Annotated in this window: 15 protein-coding genes and 1 pseudogene; 12 read left to right on the top strand and 4 right to left on the bottom strand. The window is 71.0% G+C overall.

Translation table 11 applies throughout. The features are described from left to right. Positions 1–284 precede the first annotated feature (284 nt). Positions 285–1,136 carry a methyltransferase domain-containing protein gene (locus tag FNV62_RS49330; RefSeq protein ID WP_181360968.1) on the top strand — a complete coding sequence of 284 codons (852 nt, stop codon included), beginning with the start codon at positions 285–287 and terminating at the stop codon, positions 1,134–1,136. 293 nt (positions 1,137–1,429) lie between these two features. Here the strand turns inward: FNV62_RS49330 and FNV62_RS49325 are convergent, their stop codons facing one another. Beyond that, positions 1,430–4,804 (bottom strand): pyruvate carboxylase, encoded by a 3,375-nt coding sequence (locus FNV62_RS49325; RefSeq protein WP_060897094.1) that lies wholly within the window; start codon positions 4,802–4,804, stop codon positions 1,430–1,432. Between the two features lie 378 nt (positions 4,805–5,182). Here FNV62_RS49325 and FNV62_RS49320 point away from each other — a divergent pair, with 378 nt between their 5' ends. The 4 genes from FNV62_RS49320 (at position 5,183) to FNV62_RS49305 (ending at position 9,711) form a co-directional block, all read left to right on the top strand. Next, positions 5,183–5,656: a hypothetical protein gene (locus FNV62_RS49320; RefSeq protein WP_225900669.1), complete on the top strand. Its 474-nt coding sequence runs from the start codon at positions 5,183–5,185 to the stop codon at positions 5,654–5,656. A 175-nt stretch (positions 5,657–5,831) separates the two neighbouring features. Beyond that, positions 5,832–6,566, top strand: coding sequence for a carbonic anhydrase (locus FNV62_RS49315; RefSeq protein WP_179858430.1), 735 nt, complete (start codon positions 5,832–5,834; stop codon positions 6,564–6,566). An 83-nt stretch (positions 6,567–6,649) separates the two neighbouring features. Next, positions 6,650–7,222: a hypothetical protein gene (locus tag FNV62_RS49310; protein WP_097288184.1), complete on the top strand. Its 573-nt coding sequence runs from the start codon at positions 6,650–6,652 to the stop codon at positions 7,220–7,222. A gap of 191 nt (positions 7,223–7,413) precedes the next feature. After that, positions 7,414–9,711, top strand: a complete 2,298-nt coding sequence (locus tag FNV62_RS49305; RefSeq protein ID WP_144316250.1) for an FUSC family protein — start codon at positions 7,414–7,416, stop codon at positions 9,709–9,711. A gap of 19 nt (positions 9,712–9,730) precedes the next feature. Here FNV62_RS49305 and FNV62_RS49300 read toward each other — a convergent pair whose 3' ends face one another. Both FNV62_RS49300 and FNV62_RS49295 read right to left on the bottom strand, forming a co-directional pair. Continuing rightward, a complete protein-coding gene (locus FNV62_RS49300) occupies positions 9,731–10,270 on the bottom strand; it encodes a hypothetical protein (RefSeq protein WP_060897904.1) in 540 nt (179 codons plus the stop codon). Positions 10,271–10,485: 215 nt separating this feature from the next. Further along, positions 10,486–11,046: a MauE/DoxX family redox-associated membrane protein gene (locus tag FNV62_RS49295; protein WP_164404976.1), complete on the bottom strand. Its 561-nt coding sequence runs from the start codon at positions 11,044–11,046 to the stop codon at positions 10,486–10,488. Positions 11,047–11,263: 217 nt separating this feature from the next. On the opposite strand from FNV62_RS49295, the gene FNV62_RS54875 reads away from it, so the two are divergent. From FNV62_RS54875 to FNV62_RS49275, 6 genes and pseudogenes are all read left to right on the top strand, one after another. Next, the gene (locus FNV62_RS54875) at positions 11,264–11,431 is read left to right on the top strand and encodes a hypothetical protein (protein ID WP_165853921.1); all 168 of its coding nucleotides are present in this window, start codon (positions 11,264–11,266) and stop codon (positions 11,429–11,431) included. A 51-nt stretch (positions 11,432–11,482) separates the two neighbouring features. Further along, positions 11,483–11,653: a hypothetical protein gene (locus FNV62_RS54870; protein WP_169080969.1), complete on the top strand. Its 171-nt coding sequence runs from the start codon at positions 11,483–11,485 to the stop codon at positions 11,651–11,653. After that, positions 11,653–13,539: an ABC transporter ATP-binding protein gene (locus FNV62_RS49290; protein ID WP_143604516.1), complete on the top strand. Its 1,887-nt coding sequence runs from the start codon at positions 11,653–11,655 to the stop codon at positions 13,537–13,539. Before FNV62_RS54870 ends, FNV62_RS49290 begins: the two co-directional genes overlap by 1 nt. Before the next feature lie 25 nt (positions 13,540–13,564). After that, the gene (locus FNV62_RS49285; RefSeq protein WP_205522341.1) at positions 13,565–14,020 is read left to right on the top strand and encodes a S26 family signal peptidase; all 456 of its coding nucleotides are present in this window, start codon (positions 13,565–13,567) and stop codon (positions 14,018–14,020) included. A 265-nt stretch (positions 14,021–14,285) separates the two neighbouring features. Continuing rightward, positions 14,286–15,700 (top strand): annotated as a pseudogene (locus FNV62_RS49280) (glycoside hydrolase family 16 protein). A 15-nt stretch (positions 15,701–15,715) separates the two neighbouring features. Then, positions 15,716–17,236, top strand: a complete 1,521-nt coding sequence (locus tag FNV62_RS49275) for a glycoside hydrolase family 64 protein (protein ID WP_144316249.1) — start codon at positions 15,716–15,718, stop codon at positions 17,234–17,236. Positions 17,237–17,346: 110 nt separating this feature from the next. Here the strand turns inward: FNV62_RS49275 and FNV62_RS49270 are convergent, their stop codons facing one another. After that, positions 17,347–17,850: a MarR family winged helix-turn-helix transcriptional regulator gene (locus tag FNV62_RS49270; RefSeq protein ID WP_143604513.1), complete on the bottom strand. Its 504-nt coding sequence runs from the start codon at positions 17,848–17,850 to the stop codon at positions 17,347–17,349. Positions 17,851–17,978: 128 nt separating this feature from the next. On the opposite strand from FNV62_RS49270, the gene FNV62_RS49265 reads away from it, so the two are divergent. Then, positions 17,979–19,787 (top strand): FAD-dependent oxidoreductase, encoded by a 1,809-nt coding sequence (locus FNV62_RS49265; protein WP_144316248.1) that lies wholly within the window; start codon positions 17,979–17,981, stop codon positions 19,785–19,787. Positions 19,788–19,804: the final 17 nt, after the last annotated feature.

Raw genomic sequence — 19,804 nt, 5'->3', positions numbered from 1 at the left:
ACTCGTTGGTTGATGCGGCACTGGGTCGTGTCTCCCAACTTCGGTGGGGCATGAAGGGCTTCGCCGATGCTCGTAGACTCATGACGTGGCATTCATGAGCACCCCGCACTGCTGCTTCCTGTGATCGGAAGGCATAGAGGGCGATGCCGGACGGCGTCGCCCTCCTTGGTGTGCCTGCTGCGTGAACTACGTTCGCGGCGCTGCCCGTTCCTTCCCTGAGCAGTGACTTTCTGCGTGCGCGTGCAGGCACGGATCCTTCCCCTCGCCCTTGCCAGGAGTGCCTCGTGCCCGTGTCGCTTCCCCCTGCCCTCGAACTGTCCCTCGACCTGCTGCGCTGCCCCACGTGCCGCACGCGCCGCCTTCACCCCGACCGCGGCGCACTGTGCTGCCCGGTGGGCCACACCTTCGACATCGCCCGCCACGGCTACGCCAGCCTGCTGACGGGCACCCGCGCCACCAGCGGCGACGACGCGACCATGGTCCAGGCCCGGGGCCGATTCCTCTCCACCGGCACCTATACGCCCATCCGCAAGGTCGGGGCCCGCCTGGCGGCCGACGCCGTGCCTGAGCGGGCCACGGTTGTGGACGTGGGCTGCGGCACGGGCTACTACCTGGCCGACGTACTCGACCAGCTGCCCGGCGCCCGTGGTCTGGGTCTGGACACATCGGTGCGCGCGCTGCGCTCGGCGGCCCGTGCCCACGACCGAGCCGCCGCGGTGGCCTGGGACATCTTCCGTCCCTTCCCGCTGGCCGACGGGGTGGCCGATGTCGTGCTGGACGTGTTCGCCCCGCGCAACCCGGCCGAGTTCCACCGCGTGCTGCGCCCCACCGGCCGGTTGATCGTAGTCCGTCCCACCGGGCGGCACCTGGTCGAGCTGCGCGGCAGGTTGCCTGCGATGGTCACGATCGATCCGACCAAGGAACAGCGCCTGCACCGGGCGCTGGACCCCTTCTTCGAGGCCGCCGTCACCGAACAGGTGGAGTATCCCGTGACCCTGACGAGACTGGGTGCCCTGGACCTGGTGGCGATGACGCCGAGCGCACGCCACGTGAGCCATGCGGACCTGAACGATGACGGCTTCCCGCCCGATCAGGTCACCGTCTCCGTGCTGGCCACCGCCTACCGGCCTCGGTGACCACGAACCGCACCGAACGCGTTGCTCGCAGGCACGGCGTGCTCCTTCGAGCAGGTCCGCGCAGACGTCGCGGCCGTGGCATCCGGCGGAACAAGCACGCTGCCGACACACGCCTACGCAAGGCGGTCGACAGGGCAGACGTTGCCTGATGCGGCACTGGTGTCGGCACACGACCGGCCGCGACACCGCGGCACCCCGCGCACGCGACACCGTCGCACTCCACGCCGCGGCTCCGTAGCACCCCGCTCGCCGCCCGCCTGTCGAAGATCAGGCGGGCGGCCGCAGGTCGGGCCTCAGCCGACCTCGATGAGCAGGTCGCCGCCTTCCACCTGCTGGATCCGGTTGATGGCCAGCCTGGTCACCCGGCCGGCCTTCGGAGCGGTGATGGAGGCTTCCATCTTCATCGCCTCGATGGTGGCCACGGTCGCGCCGGCCTCCACCTCGTCGCCCTCGGCGACCGCGAGCGTCACCACACCGGCGAACGGCGCCGCCACGTGTCCGGGGTTGGCCCTGTCGGCCTTCTCGGTCACCGGTACATCGGAAGCCGCCGCGTTGTCACGGACCTGGATCGGCCGCAGTTGGCCGTTCAGGGAGGACATCACGGTGCGCATACCGCGTTCGTCCGCCTCGCCGATGGCCTGGAGCTCGATGAGGAGCCGCACGCCGGGCTCGAGGTCGACGGAGTACTCCTTGGCGGGGCGCAGCCCGTAGAAGAAGTCCTTGCTGTCCAGCACGCTGGTGTCACCGTAGGCTTGGCGGCGGGTGTCGAAGTCGCGCGTCGGCCCGGGGAACAGCAGCCGGTTGAGGGTCGAACGCCGGGACTTCTCCAGGCCCGTACGGTCCTCGGCGCTCAGCTCCGGTACGGGCTTGGCCTCCGCACGGCCTTGAAGCGCCTTGGTGCGGAACGGCTCCGGCCAGCCGCCGGGCGGGGTGCCCAGTTCGCCGCGCAGGAAGCCGATGACGGAGTCGGGGATGTCGAACCTGTCCGGTGTCGCCTCGAAGTCCTCCGGCGCCACCCCGGCACCCACCAGGTGCAGGGCGAGGTCACCGACGACCTTGGAGGAGGGGGTGACCTTGACCAGGTGGCCCAGGATGCGGTCCGCCGCCTCGTACATCGCCTCGATGTCCTCGAAGCGGTCGCCGAGGCCGAGGGCGACCGCCTGGGTGCGCAGGTTGGACAGCTGGCCGCCGGGGATCTCGTGGTGGTAGACGCGGCCGGTCGGCGAGGCCAGGCCCGCCTCGAAGGGCGCGTAGATCCTGCGGACGCTCTCCCAGTACGGCTCCAGGTCACCGACGGCCCCCAGGTCCAGACCGGTGGGCCGGTCGGAGTGGTCCGTGGCGGCGACGATCGCCGACAGCGACGGCTGGGAGGTGGTGCCCGCCATGGAGGCGACCGCGCCGTCCACCGCGTCGGCGCCGGCCTGGATCGCGGCGAGGTAGGTGGCGAGCTGACCGCCCGCCGTGTCGTGGGTGTGCAGGTGCACCGGCAGGTCGAACTCGCGGCGCAGCGCCGACACGAGCGTGGCCGCGGCGGGTGCCCGCAGCAGACCGGCCATGTCCTTGACGGCCAGGACGTGCGCGCCGGCATCCACGATCTGCTCCGCGAGGCGGAGGTAGTAGTCCAGGGTGTACAGCCGCTCCGACGGGTCGGACAGGTCGGAGGTGTAGCACAGGGCGACCTCGGCGATCGCCGTCCCGGTCTCCCGCACGGCGTCGATGGCCGGACGCATCTGGCCGACGTCGTTGAGCGCGTCGAAGATACGGAAGATGTCGATGCCGGTGGCCGCGGCCTCCTGGACGAAGGCGTCGGTCACCTCGGTCGGGTAGGGCGTGTAGCCGACGGTGTTGCGGCCGCGCAGCAGCATCTGGAGGCAGATGTTGGGCACGGCCTCGCGCAGGGCCGCCAGACGTTCCCAGGGGTCCTCGGCGAGGAAGCGCAGGGCGACGTCGTAGGTGGCGCCGCCCCAGCATTCCAGGGACAGCAGCTCGGGCAGGGTCCGGGCCACGGCCGGGGCGACGGCGAGGAGGTCCTTGGTGCGCACCCGGGTGGCGAGCAGGGACTGGTGGGCGTCGCGGAAGGTGGTGTCGGTGACGCCGATGGTCGGTGACTCGCGCAACTGCCGGGCGAAGCCTTCCGGGCCGAGTTCGACGAGGCGCTGCCGGGAACCCGCGGGCGGCTCACCGGCGGGCAGCGGGGGCAGCTTGGTGACCGGATCGATCAGCTCGGGGCGTTCGCCGTGCGGCTTGTTCACCGTGACATCGGCGAGGTAGGTGAGCAGCTTGGTGCCGCGGTCGGCGGAGTGGCGGGCGGTGAGCAGGTGCGGCCGCTGTTCGATGAACGACGTCGTGACCCGCCCGGCCTGGAAGTCGGGGTCGTCCAGCACGGCTTGGAGGAACGGGATGTTCGTGGCGACGCCCCGGATGCGGAACTCGGCCACGGCACGCCGGGCGCGGCCGATCGCGGACTTGAAGTCCCGGCCCCGGCAGGTGAGTTTGACCAGCATCGAGTCGAAGTGCGCGCTGATCTCCGTACCCGCGTGGGTGGTACCGCCGTCCAGGCGGATACCCGAGCCGCCCGGCGAACGGTAGGCGCTGATCCGGCCGGTGTCGGGGCGGAAGCCGTTCGCCGGATCCTCGGTGGTGATACGGCACTGGAGCGCGGCGCCGCGCAGGGTGACCGTCTCCTGGGAGAGCCCGAGGTCCGCCAGCGACTCGCCCGAGGCGATGCGCAGCTGGGCCTGGACCAGGTCGACGTCGGTGACCTCCTCGGTGACCGTGTGTTCCACCTGGATGCGCGGGTTCATCTCGATGAAGACGTGGTTGCCGTCGCGGTCGAGGAGGAACTCCACGGTGCCGGCGTTGCGGTAGCCGATCTCGCGGGCGAACCGCACCGCGTCGGCGCAGATCCGGTCCCGCAGGGCCGGATCGAGGTTCGGCGCGGGCGCCAGCTCGATCACCTTCTGGTGGCGGCGCTGCAGCGAGCAGTCACGCTCGAACAGGTGGATGACGTTGCCCTGTCCGTCGGCGAGGATCTGCACCTCGATGTGGCGCGGATCGACGACGGCCTTCTCCAGGAAGACGGTGGGGTCGCCGAACGCCGACGTCGCCTCGCGGGAGGCCGCCTCGATGGACTCACGCAGTGTGGCCGGGTCCTCGACCCGCCGCATCCCGCGCCCTCCGCCGCCCGCGACCGCCTTGACGAACACGGGAAAGCCGACGTCCTCGGCGGCGCGGACCAGTTCGTCGACGTCGGTGGAGGGCGCCGAGGAGCCGAGGACCGGCACGCCGGCCGCCCGGGCTGCCGCCACGGCGCGGGCCTTGTTTCCCGTCAGCTCGAGCGTGGCGGCGTCCGGACCGACGAACGTGATGCCCGCCTCCTCGCAGGCGCGCGCCAGTTCCGGGTTCTCGGACAGGAACCCGTAGCCCGGGTAGACGGCGTCCGCACCCGCCTTGCGTGCGGCACGGACGACCTCCTCCACGGAGAGATAGGCCCGTACCGGGTGCCCCGGCTCGCCGATCTCGTAGGCCTCGTCGGCCTTCAGCCTGTGCAGCGAGTTGCGGTCCTCGTGAGGGAAGACGGCCACGGTTCGCGCGCCCAGTTCATAGCCAGCGCGGAACGCGCGAATCGCAATCTCGCCGCGGTTGGCGACCAGCACCTTGCGGAACATCCTGGATCCCTTCGGCCTGCCGGTGACGAGGACCATGCTGTCGGTGACGCCCCCGTTATGCCATGTGAACCGGGCCACTCCCGTCCATGCCCCTCTCGGAACACCGCGAATTCGGGGTGGGCCGTCCAGGGCGGACGTACGTCGTCGCCCGCACGGGTGGTTCCCGCCACCATCATGGTGCCCCGCGTGCCCGGACGGATGCCTGGCTGCCTCCGTGCGACGGCGTCTCGGGCGGCGTCCTGGTGCGCCGCCGTCAAGAAGCAACCGTCGGCCGCGGGTGGCAGATTGTCGCCGTTGACCCGTATGTACGGCACATGACAGCGTCGGCCCTGCCCGGGCGGCAGGCCTCGGGCGCATCCGCAGAGGGGACCGATCAGCATGGGCGGCAGACGGGCCATGTACACGGTGGCGGCGGCCACAACAGCCGCACTTCTTCTCGGAGTCTCGGGCACGGCGGCCTCGGCCGCCGCCGGGCCTTCCCCGGCCGCGACACCCCTGGCGGCCGTGCACGCCTTCGGCCAGAGCGACTTCTCCCCGGAGGAGGAGGCCCACCTGCGGGAGGTGGCCGCCTCCATCTGGAACGCCGACCTGGCCGCCGGCTGGAACATGAACCCGGATGTCGCCGACGTCCTCTCCCAGGCGACCGGCGAAATCCTCCGGTGCTCCGAAGCCTTCGCGCTGGTACCCCGGCCGCCCGGCTTCCTCCCCGGCATCGGCTACCTGCTCAGCTACTGGAAGAACCTCAAGGACTACTTCCTCGTCGTGAAGGACAACCGGACCTATCGGGCCTGCGTGGTGACCGCGGCAGCGAACTACCGGTCGGCGATCGAGATGGCGTCGATGGGCATCTGACCGGCCGGCTGTGACACTCCGCCACACACCGTTCCAGGTCTCCGGGTCGTGGGCCATCGGTGGCGGAGTGGCCCGCGCCCGCGTGTGCCTCCCGTCCTGTTTCCTCACCGCACTGGACAATCGCCCCTGGTCAAGACGTACGCAGACGTCTCGGTGGACTGAGAGGTCAGGGCTGATGGACAGAGCGGGACATCCCGATCGCAGAGTTCTTCTCGTCGGCGGCCTCGCGGCCGCCACGGTCACGCTTGCGGGGTGTTCGCCGACGAGCGCCGCCTCGTCGGCGACCAGCGCTCCGCCGGAACCGCCGCCGACCACGCCCGCCGCGGCGTTCACCAGACTCATGGAAGGCAACAAGCGCTGGGTGAGCGGCGATCTTCGACATCCCGACCGCGATCCGGACCGGCGCCAGTTCGTGGCCGCGAAGCAGGAACCCTTCGGGGCGATCCTCTCCTGCATCGACTCCCGGGTGCCGCCCGAACTCCTCTTCGACACCGGGCTGGGTGACCTGTACGTGATGCGTACGGGCGGGGAGGCCATCGGTCCGGTGGTCACGGGTTCCGTCGAGTACGGGCCCATGACGAGCGGCACTCCGCTCATCGTGGTGCTCGGGCATCAACGCTGCGGCGCCATCGAGGCGGCGTACAACTCCATCCGTGACGGCAAACCGCTGCCCGGCAATCTGGAGGCGATCGCCAAGGCCCTGCGTCCGGCGTACGAGCAGGCGGTCCGTGCGGGCGGTGCCGACCCGGTGGATGCCATGGCCCGCGCGCAGGTCACGCTGACCGCCGCCGACCTGCGCTCCAATCAGGACCTGGCCCCCCTCGTGAAGAAGGGTGCCCTCGCCGTGGTCGGCGCCTACTACTCGCTCGACACCGGCAAGGTGGAGGTCCTGGCCGGAGCGCCCGCCTGACCGGTCCGAGCCGCTGGCGGAGGGCACGGCCCGCATGACAGGGTCAGCCTGATCGGACACAGGCGGGCGACAAGGGTGAGTTCATGGATGCACAGACGTGGGACGCGCTGGTGGAGTCGATGAAGAGCGCGTACTCCGCGGGGCTCGCCGAGGGCGCCGTGCCACGGCCGGTCATCATGCCGCTGGTGCGCGGCGAGTTGGTCGGCCTGATCTGGGTGCGGCCGACCGAGCCCGGCAAGGACGCGCTCACCGGCATCGCCGAGCTCGCGAACATCGCCGCGGCGGCCGGCGCCGACGAGGTCGTTCTCGCCTGGGAGACCCACGACGTCGCCACCGCCTGCCAGTTGCCGATCACCGGCCCCGTGCCGTGTCTGAACATGGTGCACGCCACGAAGGACGGCCATGTGCTGCACCAGTTCCCCTACACCGAACAGCCCCCGTCCCACTCCCCCGAGGGTCGGGGCTCGGCCGAGCCCGCATGGCAGCCCGCCGTCGAGCCACAGCCGGGCGGCGAGTTGGTCCTTCCCGTCCAGGCCGCGGTCGACTACTCCTTCATCCCGCTCGAACTGGACCATCCCTCCCCGTTCGGTGTCACCGTCGTCCTCATGGAAGAGGACGGCTACAACGTCCGCCTGAACGAGGCGTTCGCCGGCTGACCGCGACCTCGGCAGGACGGTGACTTCCGCAGGACGGTGAGCTCCGCACCCATCGCGTGGGCGGTCTGTACGCCGCGGGCACGCCACGCCTGGGTGGATCATGAGCAGAGATCGTGTTCGGATGACGTCGCTCCGGAAGAGACGTCACACTCGGTGGGGCGTAGACCTGTCGACAGGAGGTGGCCGGGCTCGTGCGGACATCCAGTCGAATCCGTCCCGGGTCGGTCGCGTCGTGGCTGCGCGACCGTGATCCCGAGCTGGCGGCGACCCGGCGTGCCGGGCGGACGGCGCTCGTCATGCCCGCGCTGTTCGCCCTGTGCAGCCAGGTCATCGGGTCACCGACGATGGCGACCTTCGCCGCGTTCGGTGCGTTCTCGATGCTGCTGCTCGTGGATTTCACCGGTCCGATGGTGCAGCGGCTACGCGCCCACCTCGGCCTCGCGGTGGGCTGGGCCGTCCTGATCTGTCTGGGTACGGTCGTGGCCGACAGGACCTGGCTCGCGGTCACCGCCATGGTCGTCATCGGTTTCCTGGTGCTGTTCTCCGGCGTGGTCAGCTCCGTCCTCGCGGGCGCCTCGACCGCACTGCTGCTGGCCTTCATCCTCCCGGTGACCTCGCCCGTCCCGTTCGCGGAGCTTCCCGCCCGGCTCGCGGGAGCGGGCCTCGCGGCAGCCGCCGCCATGCTCGCGGTCACCCTGCTGTGGCCCCGTCCCAGCGAGGACCCCCTCAGCGCACCCGCCGCCCGTGTCTGCTGTGCGGCCGCCGAGCAACTGCGCACCGACGCGTCCCGCCTGGCCGGCGGCCCTTCCGCGCCGAGCACCGGTCAGTGCCGTGCCAGAGCCGACGAGGCCGACGCCGCGGCGGCCGAGCTGCGCACCGTCTTCGACGCCACCCCGTACCGCCCCACCGGCCTGTCCACCAGCTCGCGCGCCCTCGTCCGTCTGGTCGACGAACTGACCTGGCTCAGCAGCATCCTCGCCGACAGCGCGCCCCCGCTCGACGGTCGACCGGCCTGCGACATCGACGCCCGGTCCGTACGCCGGGCCGCCGCGGCCGTGCTCGACGAGGTGGCCGCGCTGCTCGACGCCCCGCGCGGCTCACCGGACGAGCTGCACGCGGCCACGGAGAGTCTGCGCAAGGCCATGGCCGACATGGAGCGCAACGCCACCACCCGGCTCCCCGTGCGCGGGGGCGGCGCCGGCACACCCTCGCAGGTGCACCCCGTCATCGGAGCGCTGGACCTTTCGTTCCGCGCGCAGGAGCTGGGTTTCGCGACGCTGCAGATCGCGGACAACGTGGCCCTGGCCGCGGCCGCCGAACGCCGCAGCTGGTTCGAACGTCTGCTGGGCCGCGAGCCCGACGCCGTGACCCGACCGCTGGCGGCGGCGCGCGAGCGAGCCGCCGCCCACCTTCAGCCGGGGTCCGTCTGGCTGCACAACAGCCTGCGGGGCGCACTCGGCCTGGGCATCGCGGTCGGCCTCGCCAACGTGACCAGCGTCCAGCACTCTTTCTGGGTGCTCCTGGGAACCCTGTCCGTGCTGCGCTCGAACGCCCTCAACACCGGGCAAAACGCGGTCCGCGCCCTGGGCGGCACCCTCGCGGGTTCGATCATCGGCACCGGGCTGCTGCAACTGATCGGCCACCACGGCACGGCGCTCTGGTTCCTGCTGCCCCTCGCCGTGCTCCTTGCCGGTATCGCCCCCGCCGCCATCTCCTTCGCCGCCGGCCAGGCGTCCTTCACCATCACCCTCGTCATCCTGTTCAACATCGGCCAGGACCCCGACTGGCACATCGTGCTGCTGCGGATCCAGGACATCGCCATCGGCTGCGCGGTGAGCGTGCTGGTGGGCCTGTTCTTCTGGCCGCGCGGCGCCACGGCGGCCGTCGACCGGGCGCTCGCCGAGGCGTACACGGACAGCGCCCGGTATCTGGCGGGCGCGGTGCAGTACGCCGTCGGCCACTGCGGCACCGCCCCCGCGCCCACGTCTGCCGAGGCCGCGCTGCGGGAGGGCGTCGAAGCGGCCGCGGCCGCGCGCAGGCTCGACGACGCGTTCCGCAGCTATCTGGCCGAACGCGGCGCCAAACCGGTTCCGCTGGCCGACATGACCACCCTGGTGACTGGCATCGTGGGACTGCGCCTCGCGGCGGACGCGGTCCTGGGGCTGTGGCGGCGCGCCTGCGAACCGGACAGCGAGCCGAACCGGGCGGAAGCGGGCCTCGTCCTGCTGAGCGCCGCCGGCCAGATCTCCGGCTGGTACCAGGATCTGGCGGCCGGTCTCGGGCACAACGCCTCCGTCCGGGATCCGCTGCCGCGCAACCCCGCGGCCGAGGCACAGCTGGTCGAATCCCTCCGCCGCGACCTCAGCGACGAGCACGGGCAGGCCACGGACACGGCCGTCCGCATCATCTGGACCGCCGACCACCTCGACGCCGCCCGCCGGCTCCAGCCGAGTCTGGTCGCCGCGGCGAGGCCCGACGGTCCTTCCTGACCCGGGGCGGTGCCCGGGATCAGACCGTGGCCTTCGAGGGCGCCGGCAGGCGGCCGGGGTCGAAGGCGGTGGCACTGAGGGTGCCGTCGACGGTGATCAGGCCGAAGACCGGGTACCCGGTGATGTCGAAGGCCTCGCCGAGCGGCCCGTCGCCCGGCTCGACCACGACGTGGGCGACCTCGGACAGCGCCGCCACCTGCTCGCGGGCCTCCTCGTCGGTGCCGTGCACGACGGCGAGGACGCTGCGACCGGTCGCGCGGGCCGTGGTGCGCGCCTGCTCCACGAAGAGCGGCAGCCGCTCCTTGCAGGCCCGGCAGTCGGGCGAGAAGAAGCCCAGCATGGTCTCGCCGAGGCCCTCGCGGGTGATCCGCTCACCGGCGGTGGTGACGGCGGAGAAGCCGGGCACGGCGGAGCCGGCCGGGATGATCAGACCGTCCGCGACCCGGTCGGCCTTCTCGTCGGCCTGGGCCCGGAGTTTGCGTATGACGCCGAAGGTGAGCAGCAGGTTCAGCAGACAGAGCACGGCGATGAGGACGACGGCGGTGACCAGAAAGGGCATGGGTGACTCCGGAGTCTCGTGTCATCGTGGGGCGGGGTGTCCGCCCATCGGATCGCGGGATGCGACGGCGCGACGCCGCACGGGTGTGCCGCGCGCCGTGGTGCTGCGGCGGCTGCGACGGGTACGTCGCGGTGGCCGCCACGGTGGTGCGTGAACATCAACCACCCGGGAAATCGGGAGGGTTGTCGCCTACCGGGTTCGCCGACCCGGGTCGCCTACGGGGCTGATCCGCGGACGCGTCCCGAGGTGCGTGGGGCGCCGTCGTCGAACAGCGTGCCCAGCTCGTCCGTGAAGATCACCAGCAGGGCGCCGACCAGCGCGCCGAACGCCGCGATCAGCACGCCCGCCGCCTGGGTCGGCGCCGGCGTCCCCGCGAGGGCGGCGGCCAGGCCGAACGCGGCCAGGGCGAGCAGCACGGTGTTCCGCACCACGTGGCGGCGGCCGATCGGCGCGGTGGAAGCGCCGAAGCAGGCGCAGGACGCCTTGGTTCCGCTGCGGAGCGTACGGACGACTCCGGTGGTGAACGCGGCGAGCAGCAGCAGGGTCAGGACGAAGCCGGGCGCGCCGCCGGGCCCCAGGGCGAGCAGCACCACCGCGGCGCACTCCCCCACGACCACGGCCACCGCCACGAGGCGGCTCAGGCGGGCCGGAACGCCCATGGAACGGGCGGATTCCTCGAAGCCGCGGAAGGCCGCGGCGCCTCGTAGTTTTCCGGTCGCGGATGCCGCGAACACGATGCCGACGAGGAGTCTGACGGCAAGCAGGGCATAGGCCACGAGCAGCTCTCACCTCCCGGGACGACTGGACCAGAGGCAATGTAGCTCCAAGTCGACATGAGCAACAGTGGTCACTTTCGCCCAGATCCCCCCAGGCGAAACTGGAAGCAATCCGTCAACTTCCGCACTCTTGCGCTCAATTGGCATCGCAACATAACTTCTGCTCCGGCCGGACCTCACCCCTGGTCCGGCCTTCACCCTACGAGGGAGGTCCGTGATGACCCGTGTGATCGGCACGATGGGCGACAAGTTGCTGGGCATGCTGCTGAAGGAGGACCGGGCCGGCGCCTGTGTCCCGGAGCACGGCACTTTCTGCAAGTGCACGAACCACGTCCGGTACGTCTTCAGCTGCAACGGCCCCTGTGTGAAGTCCGGCACCTGCTGACCCAGCCCCATCCCATCCCGACACATCACGTCGCACGACCAGGAGGTAGTCATGAGGCGAATGATCGGCACGATGGGCGACCGGCTGCTGCGGCTCGTACTCGACGAGCAGCGCGCGGGGGCATGCGTCCCCGAGGTGGGTCAGCTCTGTTACTGCAGGGGCGGACACCAGTACCGATTCGCCTGTAACGGCGTGTGCACCAAGCGCAGCAACACCTGCTGATGACGCACTCCGACCCACCTGCCGGTTCCCCGGAGGCCGCTTCGCCTCCGGGGAACCGGCTGCGGGCCCGCGCCGCGTGGGCGGCGGTCGCCCTCCAGTTCCGCGCCACACCCGTTGGCGCCTCCCTGCTGTTCGGGGTGACCGTGGGAGTCGGCGTGACGCCGGCCGCCGCCGCCTGGCTCGCCAAGCTGCTCTTCGACGAACTCGGCCGCGGTGCGCACGCCGACGCGCGGCACGCCGTCAGCCTCGGCATCGCCACGGCCGCGCTGGGCGCCCTCTCCGCCGTCCTTCTTCAACTGGCCGCATATCTCGACGAGTTGGTGCGCAGACGGCTCGTCGTCGAAGTCGAAAGGACCCTGTTCGCCAAGGTCGACGAGTTCCGGGGACTGCGGCGGTTCGAGGATCCCGCGTTCCACGACCGGCTGCGGCTCGCCCAGCAGGCCTCGGAGGACGCGCCGCACAACGTCACCATGTTCACCCAGGAGGCCGTGCGTTCGGTGGCCGCGCTCAGCGGCTTCACGGGCGCCCTGCTCGCCGTCTGGCCCCCGATGGTGGGCCTTTTGTTCCTGGTCGGCGCCGCCGCACTGCTGGCCCGGCTGTCGCTGGCCCGCCGACAGGTGGTGGTCTGGGAGCTGACCTCCGCCCGGCTGCGCCGCCACCTCTTCTACCGCTCGCTGCTGACCGACCCTCGCGCCGCCAAGGAGATCCGGCTGTTCGGCCTCGGTGGCTTCCTGCACGGCCGACTGATCCGCGCGCTGAACGACGCCACCGAGGCCGAACTCGCGGTGGCCCGGCGTGGCGCCCTCGTGCAGTCGGCTTTCGCCGCGCTCAACGCCCTGGTCGCCGGGCTCGGTACGGTCGTGGTGGTCGCGGGCGCGGCCCACGGCAGATTCACGATCGGTGATGTGACGCTGTTCATCGCCGCCGCCGCGGGAGTGCAGGGGGCGTTCACCGGGATCGTGCTCCAGGCCGGATCGGCCGCGGAGGGCGTGCGGCTCTTCGGCCACTATCTCGACCTGCTCGACACCCCCGACGACCTGCCCCGGGGTGAGGCCCCCGCACCGGCCCTCACCGGACGGATCGAACTGCGCGACGTCTGGTTCCGCTACGACACCTCCGGCCCCTGGGTGCTGCGCGGGGTGAACCTGACCGTCCCGGCGGGGACCGCGATGGGCCTGGTGGGCCGCAACGGTGCCGGCAAGAGCACCCTCATCAAGCTGCTCTGCCGGTTCTACGACCCCGAACGCGGCGCGATCCTCTGGGACGGCACCGACATCCGGACCATGGACGTGGCCGAGCTGCGCCGCCGGATCGGCGTCACGTTCCAGGACTACATGACGTACGACCTCTCGGCGGCCGAGAACATCGGCATCGGCGATCTGCCGTATCGCGAGGACCTGGAGCGCATCCGCGACAGCGCGCGGCTCGCCGGCATCGACGCGACCCTGCGCGGCCTCCCCGACGGGTACGAGACCCAGCTCAGCCGGGTGCACCTCGACGAGGAGGACGGCACCCCCGGGGTCACCCTTTCCGGCGGCCAGTGGCAACGGGTCGCGCTGGCCCGCTCGTTGATGCGCGGCGACGCCGATCTGCTGATCCTGGACGAGCCCAGCTCGGGCCTGGACCCGGAGGCCGAGCACGAGGTGCACCGCACCCTCGGTCGCCACCGCCTGGGGCGGACCGCGCTGTTGGTCTCACACCGACTCGGCGCGCTGCGCGAGGCCGACGCGATCGCCGTGCTGGTGGACGGCCGGATCGCCGAACTCGGCTCCCACGACGAGCTGATGGCCCTGGGCGGCGGGCACTACGCCCGGCTGTTCGGCCTGCAGGCGGCGGGCTACGCCGAGCGCGGCGACCGGGGCAGAACCACGGAGGCGGCCACATGAGCCGCCCGGAACGGAAGGCGGCCACATGACGGGGACGGGGCGCACGACGGTGGCGATGGCAGCGGGCGCGGGCATGCTGCTCCTGTCCGTACGCGTACTGCGTTCACGCCTCGCCCTCATCAGGGTCACCGGGTCGAGCATGACCCCGGCCTTCGCGGACGGCGACCGGCTGCTGGTCCGCCGCACCACGCGCGTGCGACGCGGCGACGCGGTGGTCTTCCGCAACCCCGTCCCGTTCGGCGACGGCGACGACGCCCTGACCTGGCTGGTCAAGCGGGTCTCCGCCCTGCCCGGCGACGCCGTGCCGCCCGACGTACGCGAGATCGTCGGGGCCCCGGACGGCGGACTGGTGCCGGCCGGTTCCCTGATCGTCCGGGGCGACGCCGCCCGCACCCAGGACTCCCGCCACTTCGGTTACGTCCCCCAGGCGTCCCTGCTGGGCGTGGTACTCACCCGCCCGACTCCCTTCGGCCGCTCCTGAACCCACTGCTCGCGGCGGCGTCCGCTCGGCACGTCCGCGGACTGCCGCGCTTCTCGTGTGCCCCTTGCATACGCCCTCAGCACACCCCCCTTCTTTCACGACGTGAACTCACCTACGTCGGAAGGACTTTGCTGACTTCACCTCTTGACGCTCGGAGTGACGGGGAGCACATTGTCCGCGCAGCTGTCGTGAGAGCGCTCTCAAAAAGCGTCGGAGCGCTCTCACCACCACCCGCGCTCCCCACTCCGTACCCGAAGAGGCACCCATGAGCGAACCCTCCGGCACGCCCGTCAGACGCGGCTCCCTACGGCGCGTCCTCATCGCCGTGTTCAGCGCCCTCGGCCTCGCGACCGCCGCCGCGGCGGCCGCGACCCTCCCCGCGAACGCGTCCGCCCCCACGCCCCCGTCCGGCTGGTCCCAGGTCTTCCTCGACGACTTCGACGGAGCCGCCGGCTCCGGCGTCAACAGCTCGAACTGGCAGTACACGACGGGCACGAGCTACCCCGGCGGGCCCGCCGGCTTCGGCACCGGTGAGGTCGAGACGATGACCTCCAGCACCGACAACGTCTCGCTCGACGGCGCCGGAAACCTGCGGATCACCCCACGGCGCGACGCCGCGGGCAACTGGACGTCGGGCCGCATCGAGACGAACCGCTCCGACTTCCAGCCGCCCGCCGGCGGCAAGCTCCGCGTCGAGGCCCGGCTCCAGATGCCGAACGTGACCGGCGCAGCCGCCAAGGGCTACTGGCCCGCCTTCTGGATGCTGGGTGCCCCGTACCGCGGCAACTGGTGGAACTGGCCCGGCGTCGGTGAGCTGGACATCATGGAGAACGTCCAGGGCATCAACAACGAGTGGCCACCATGCACTGTGGCACCAGCCCGGGCGGCCCCTGCAACGAGAAGTCCGGCATCGGCGGCCAGAAGGTCTGTGAGGGCGCGACCTGCCAGGGCGGCTTCCACACCTACGCCGTGGAGTGGGACAAGTCGACCAGCCCCGAGGAGATGCGTTTCTACCTCGACGGCGTCAACTTCCACACGGTCAGGCAGAATCAGGTCGACGCGACGACCTGGGCCGACGCCACCAACCACGGCTACTTCGTCATCCTGAACGTCGCGATGGGCGGCGAGTTCCCGGCGGCCTTCGGCGGCGGCCCCGACGGCGGCACGGACCCCGGCCATCCGCTCGTGGTCGACTACGTCCAGGTGCTCCAGTCGGCCGGCGGTGGCGGCACGACCCCGCCGCCCACGACCCCGCCGCCGTCCGGCAACCGTGACGCGTACAGCGCGATCCAGGCCGAGTCGTACGACGGCCAGGCGGGCGTCGGTACGGAGACCACCACCGACACGGGCGGCGGCCAGGACATCGACACGCTCGCGAACGGCGACTACGCGCTCTACAAGGGTGTCGACTTCGGCACCACGGCCGCCAGACAGTTCTACGGCCGGGTCGCGAGCGGCGCGGCGGGCGGTGTCAGCGGACTGGTCGAAGTGCGCCTCGACAGCCGCACCAGCACGCCGATAGGCAGCTTCGCGGTGGCCAACACCGGTGGCTGGCAGACGTGGAGGACGGTCCCCGCGAACATCAACTCCGTCACCGGAACCCACGACGTCTATCTGACCTTCACCAGCGGCCAGCCCGCGGACTTCGTGAACGTCAACTGGTTCGACTTCGGGCACTGACGGGGGAGCTGACGGATGATCACATATCTCCCGGCCAGGTCCAAGAGGTCACGCCCCGGGGTCAGGCGCCTCGTGACGGCCGTCCTGACCGCCCTCCTCACGGTGCTGGCACTGGGCCTGGCCGGGGCGGTGCCCGCGAAGGCCGCCGCCGACTACACCCAGGGCGTCACCTCGACCGGTTCCGGTTCGGTCCAGATCTGGTTCAAGCCGACCACCCCCGCGTCCCTGGTCGACGTGCACTACCTGTCGGCCGGCGCCGGCCAGCAGAACTTCCGGATGACGAACAACGCGGGCACCTGGCAGCGGAACGTCAGCGGCCTACCGGGCGGCTTCACCCTGGAGTACTGGTTCACGTACGAGAAGAGCGGTCCGCTCTACGACACCCCGCACTTCACCTACTCCGTCGGCAGCGGCGGCGGGGGCGGAGGCGAGGGCGGCAGCTTCCCGATCACCTTCCAGAACAACACCCGTGGCACGTACACCAACGCACGGATCCACGTCACCGTGCTCGGCCAGGTGACGCCCGGTCAGTGGTCGTACATGAAGGCCGACGGAACCATGACCCACATCAACCACCTGGACGCGAACGCGCCCGGACACCTGACCAAGAACGGCGTGAACTATCCCAACATGTCGTTCACGCTCGCCCAGGCGGGCGGTTCGGTGCCTTCGCCGACGTCGATCCGCGGCGGGCGGATCTACGTCTCCCTCGGCTCCCCGCTGTACATCCCGGTAGCCCCGGACGACCAGGGCTGGGGCGGCCCCGACCTGCGCAATCCGAACGACCCCAACACCGACGTCTACTACGACTGGTACGAGTACACGTACGTCTTCGGGCAGGTGGCCTTCGGCGGCAACACCACCCAGGTCGACCAGTTCGGCTTCCCGATGACCTCACGTCTGACGCAGACGTCGAGCGGCTACGACACCACACGGGGCATCACACTGACCCGCGCCCAGGTGATGTCCCAGTACGCCGCCTCGGTGGGCGCGGCCTTCAAGCCGCTGCAGAACACCTACCGGATCATCGCGCCGCGCTCCTCCGACCTCTTCCTCGCGGGAGGCTCCCAGTCGAACCACCTCCAGTCGACCATCGACCAGACCTGGTCCTACTACTCCACGCACCCCTTCAGGCTGACCCGGCTCGGTGAGACCTTCACCGGCGGTGTCTCCGGGACCACGCTCACCTTCACCAAGAACGGCGCCGGTCCCTATGCGCTCCAGAAGCCGTCCTCCCCGGACGTCGTGGCCTGCGCGGGCGCGCTGGCCTCGGGCAGCGACCCGGAGAAACAGCTCGGCGCGGAGTTCTGCGCCGCGTTCAACCGGGGCGTGGCCCTCGACACCTCTGCCTGGTACACCCCGTCCGCCTACTACACCGGGGGCGTCAAGAACGACTACGCCGCCTTCCTCCACACCGTCGGCCTCGACCGGCGCGCCTACGCCTTCCCCTACGACGACATCGACGACCAGTCGTCCGTGCAGATCCTGGGCAACGCGAACCCGCCGACCGGGCTGACGCTCGGCATCGGCTGGTGATCCCCACGCTGTGAAGAGGGGGCGGCCTCGGAGGTCCGGCGTCGGAGAGCCAGGCGTCGTCGTTCGAACCCGCCCCCTCCCCCGACACGAGCGGGTTCTCCGAGACCCGGTCAGCGGGCTGTGGTGCGCAGGTCGATACCGCGGCGGTGGGCGTCGGAGGCCACGACCTGGGACGCCAACTGGGACAGCCGCTGCCGGTCGGCGTCCGGGAGCGGCGCGACGGACAGCTCGATCCGCTCCGCGAACTGCGCCGCGAGCTGTTCGATGAGCTGTCGGCCGGCGTCGGTGATGGAGACCTGGAACGCGCGGCGGTCGTTCGCGCTGACAGTGCGCGTGACCAGGCCGCGACGCTGTGCGCGGTCGACCAGGCCGCTGATCGAGGACTTGTCCAGGCCGAGCAGCCGACCGAGCTGGTTCATCGTCGGCTCCCGGTCCCGCAGCACCCCGAGCAGTCGCGCCTGGATGATCGACAAGTCGTGCTGCCCGGCGATCTCGTCCAAGGCGTTGTGCACCAGAAACGACAGCTGGGCGAGGGCGTCCACGTCCACCGGCCCGGGTTCCCCACCTGTGCGTGGCGGTGCGACCGAGGGCGGTGTGTCGTTGGGAGAAGTCATACTCCGGATTCTACTTGCAAAGGTACGTGGCGCGAACTACTTTAGTTCGTGCCACGTACCAACCTTGATGCGTCGCCTTCGAGCGTGCTGAACCGCTCGGACACCTACCGCCGACGGAGAGCTGAGCCATGACTCACACCCCGGACACTGACGTGATCATCTGCGGAACGGGAGCGGCCGGGTTAACCCTCGCCATCGACCTCGCCCGCCGGAATGTCGGATTCCTGCTGATCGACAAGGCGGCGCATCCGTTCATCGGCTCCCGCGGCAAGGGCATTCAGCCCCGAAGCCAAGAGGTGTTCGAGGACCTCGGCGTGATCGACCGGATCGTCGCCTCCGGGGGTGAGTACCCTGTCCAGCGTTTCCACACCGCCGAGGGGCCGGTCGACAAGGCCGTCGTCGAGATGTCGGATCCGACGCCGGACGAGCCGTACCGGATCCCGCTGCTCGTCCCGCAGTTCCTCACCGAACGCCGGCTGCGGGAACGGCTGACCGAGCTCGGCCACGCCCCGCACTACAGCCACGAACTCGTCGGCTTCGACCAGGACGCCGACGGTGTGACCGCTCGGATCGCGACCCCTGACGGCGAGCGGACCGTGCGGGCCTCGTACCTGATAGGCGCCGACGGCGGATCGAGCTTCGTCCGCAAGGCCCTCGGCATCGGCTTCCCCGGCAAGACCCTCGGCGTCCGGGCGATCGTCGCGGACGTACTGGTCGATGGCGTCTCGTCGGACGCCTGGCACCGTTGGGGCGAGGACACAGCGGCGCAGGTGTCGATGTGCCCGCTCTACGGCACCGACATGTTCCAGCTCCAGGCCCCGATCCCGTTCGATGTCGACATCGACCTTTCGGCCGAGGGGCTGACCTCGTTCCTCCACGAACGCAGCGGCCGGACCGACGTCGTGATCCGTTCGGTGTCGTGGGCGTCCGCGTTCGAGATGAACGCCCGGCTGGCCGACACCTACCGGCGCGAGCGGGTGTTCCTGACCGGGGACGCGGCACACTGCCATCCGCCGACCGGCGGACAGGGTCTCAACACGAGCCTCCAGGACGCCTACAACCTCGGCTGGAAACTCGCCGCCGTACTCGACGGCGCCCCGGAATCGTTGCTGTCGACCTACGAGAAGGAGCGTCGGCCGATCGCCGAGGCAGTCCTCGGCCTCTCCGAGCGGCTGCTCGAAGCGGCCAAGAACCGAGACACCCACCGGGGCCGCGAGGTGAGCCAGCTCGATCTCGGCTACCTGGACTCGCCCTTGTCGATGACCAGTCCGGACCGCGCCCACGGCGTCCGGGCCGGCGACCGCGCGCCCGACGCGCCCGTGACCGGCGCGGGCGGCCTCCCCACGCGCCTGTTCGCCCTGTTCCAGGGTCCCCACTGGACCCTGCTCGGCCACGACGTCGACGATGCCCCGGCACCGGCGCCGCGCACTGGCCTGCGCATCCACGTCATCGGCGGCGGGGGCGACATCCTCGACACCGGCGGCCATGTCCACAGCGCATACGGACTGTCGTCCGGGCAGTGGGTCCTCGTCCGTCCGGACGGATACGTCGCGGCTGTGGTCGGCACGGACGACCTCGGTTCACTCGCCACCTACCTCGATGCCGTCGGCATCCGCCCCGTGCCAATGGCGCAGCCGCACCACACGGGAACGAGCGCCGGCATGCCCGCACCGAGCCCTTCGGCCGCCCCCCGCACCCGGCGTGAGCACCGTCGGGTCCGTAGCGCCGCCGAGCAGCGACTCGCCAGCGCCCAACGCGAGCTCCATCAGCTTTCGCGCCAGGTCCAGCGCGACCTGCGCAGTGTCCGCCGGCAAGGGGAGACCACCGCGATCGTCGCCCGCTCGAACTTCGCCGAGCTCGCGGTCCAGAGCATCACCCGGTTGGCGGCCAACCTCCGTACCGACCCCAGCGACCGAAGCGGCCGGGGCGACCAGTAGCTCCTCGGTCGCCCCGG

The sequence above is a fragment of the Streptomyces sp. RLB3-17 genome, from assembly GCF_007113425.2.
In the GTDB taxonomy this organism is placed as follows: Bacteria; Actinomycetota; Actinomycetes; order Streptomycetales; family Streptomycetaceae; genus Streptomyces; species Streptomyces mirabilis_D.
Note: the sequence above shows the minus strand (reverse complement) of the source record. Positions and strands in the feature narration are given on the sequence as shown.

Excerpts from the sequence above, each read along its gene's own strand:
- FNV62_RS54875 (WP_165853921.1), top strand. The coding sequence starts at position 11,264 with ATGACCCGTGTGATCGGCACGATGGGCGACAAGTTGCTGGGCATGCTG.
- FNV62_RS49320 (WP_225900669.1), top strand. The coding sequence starts at position 5,183 with ATGGGCGGCAGACGGGCCATGTACACGGTGGCGGCGGCCACAACAGCC.
- FNV62_RS49275 (WP_144316249.1), top strand. The coding sequence starts at position 15,716 with ATGATCACATATCTCCCGGCCAGGTCCAAGAGGTCACGCCCCGGGGTC.
- FNV62_RS49310 (WP_097288184.1), top strand. The coding sequence starts at position 6,650 with ATGGATGCACAGACGTGGGACGCGCTGGTGGAGTCGATGAAGAGCGCG.
- FNV62_RS49285 (WP_205522341.1), top strand. The coding sequence starts at position 13,565 with ATGACGGGGACGGGGCGCACGACGGTGGCGATGGCAGCGGGCGCGGGC.
- FNV62_RS54870 (WP_169080969.1), top strand. The coding sequence starts at position 11,483 with ATGAGGCGAATGATCGGCACGATGGGCGACCGGCTGCTGCGGCTCGTA.
- FNV62_RS49270 (WP_143604513.1), bottom strand. The coding sequence starts at position 17,850 with ATGACTTCTCCCAACGACACACCGCCCTCGGTCGCACCGCCACGCACA.
- FNV62_RS49300 (WP_060897904.1), bottom strand. The coding sequence starts at position 10,270 with ATGCCCTTTCTGGTCACCGCCGTCGTCCTCATCGCCGTGCTCTGTCTG.
- FNV62_RS49290 (WP_143604516.1), top strand. The coding sequence starts at position 11,653 with ATGACGCACTCCGACCCACCTGCCGGTTCCCCGGAGGCCGCTTCGCCT.
- FNV62_RS49315 (WP_179858430.1), top strand. The coding sequence starts at position 5,832 with ATGGACAGAGCGGGACATCCCGATCGCAGAGTTCTTCTCGTCGGCGGC.
- FNV62_RS49265 (WP_144316248.1), top strand. The coding sequence starts at position 17,979 with ATGACTCACACCCCGGACACTGACGTGATCATCTGCGGAACGGGAGCG.
- FNV62_RS49325 (WP_060897094.1), bottom strand. The coding sequence starts at position 4,804 with ATGTTCCGCAAGGTGCTGGTCGCCAACCGCGGCGAGATTGCGATTCGC.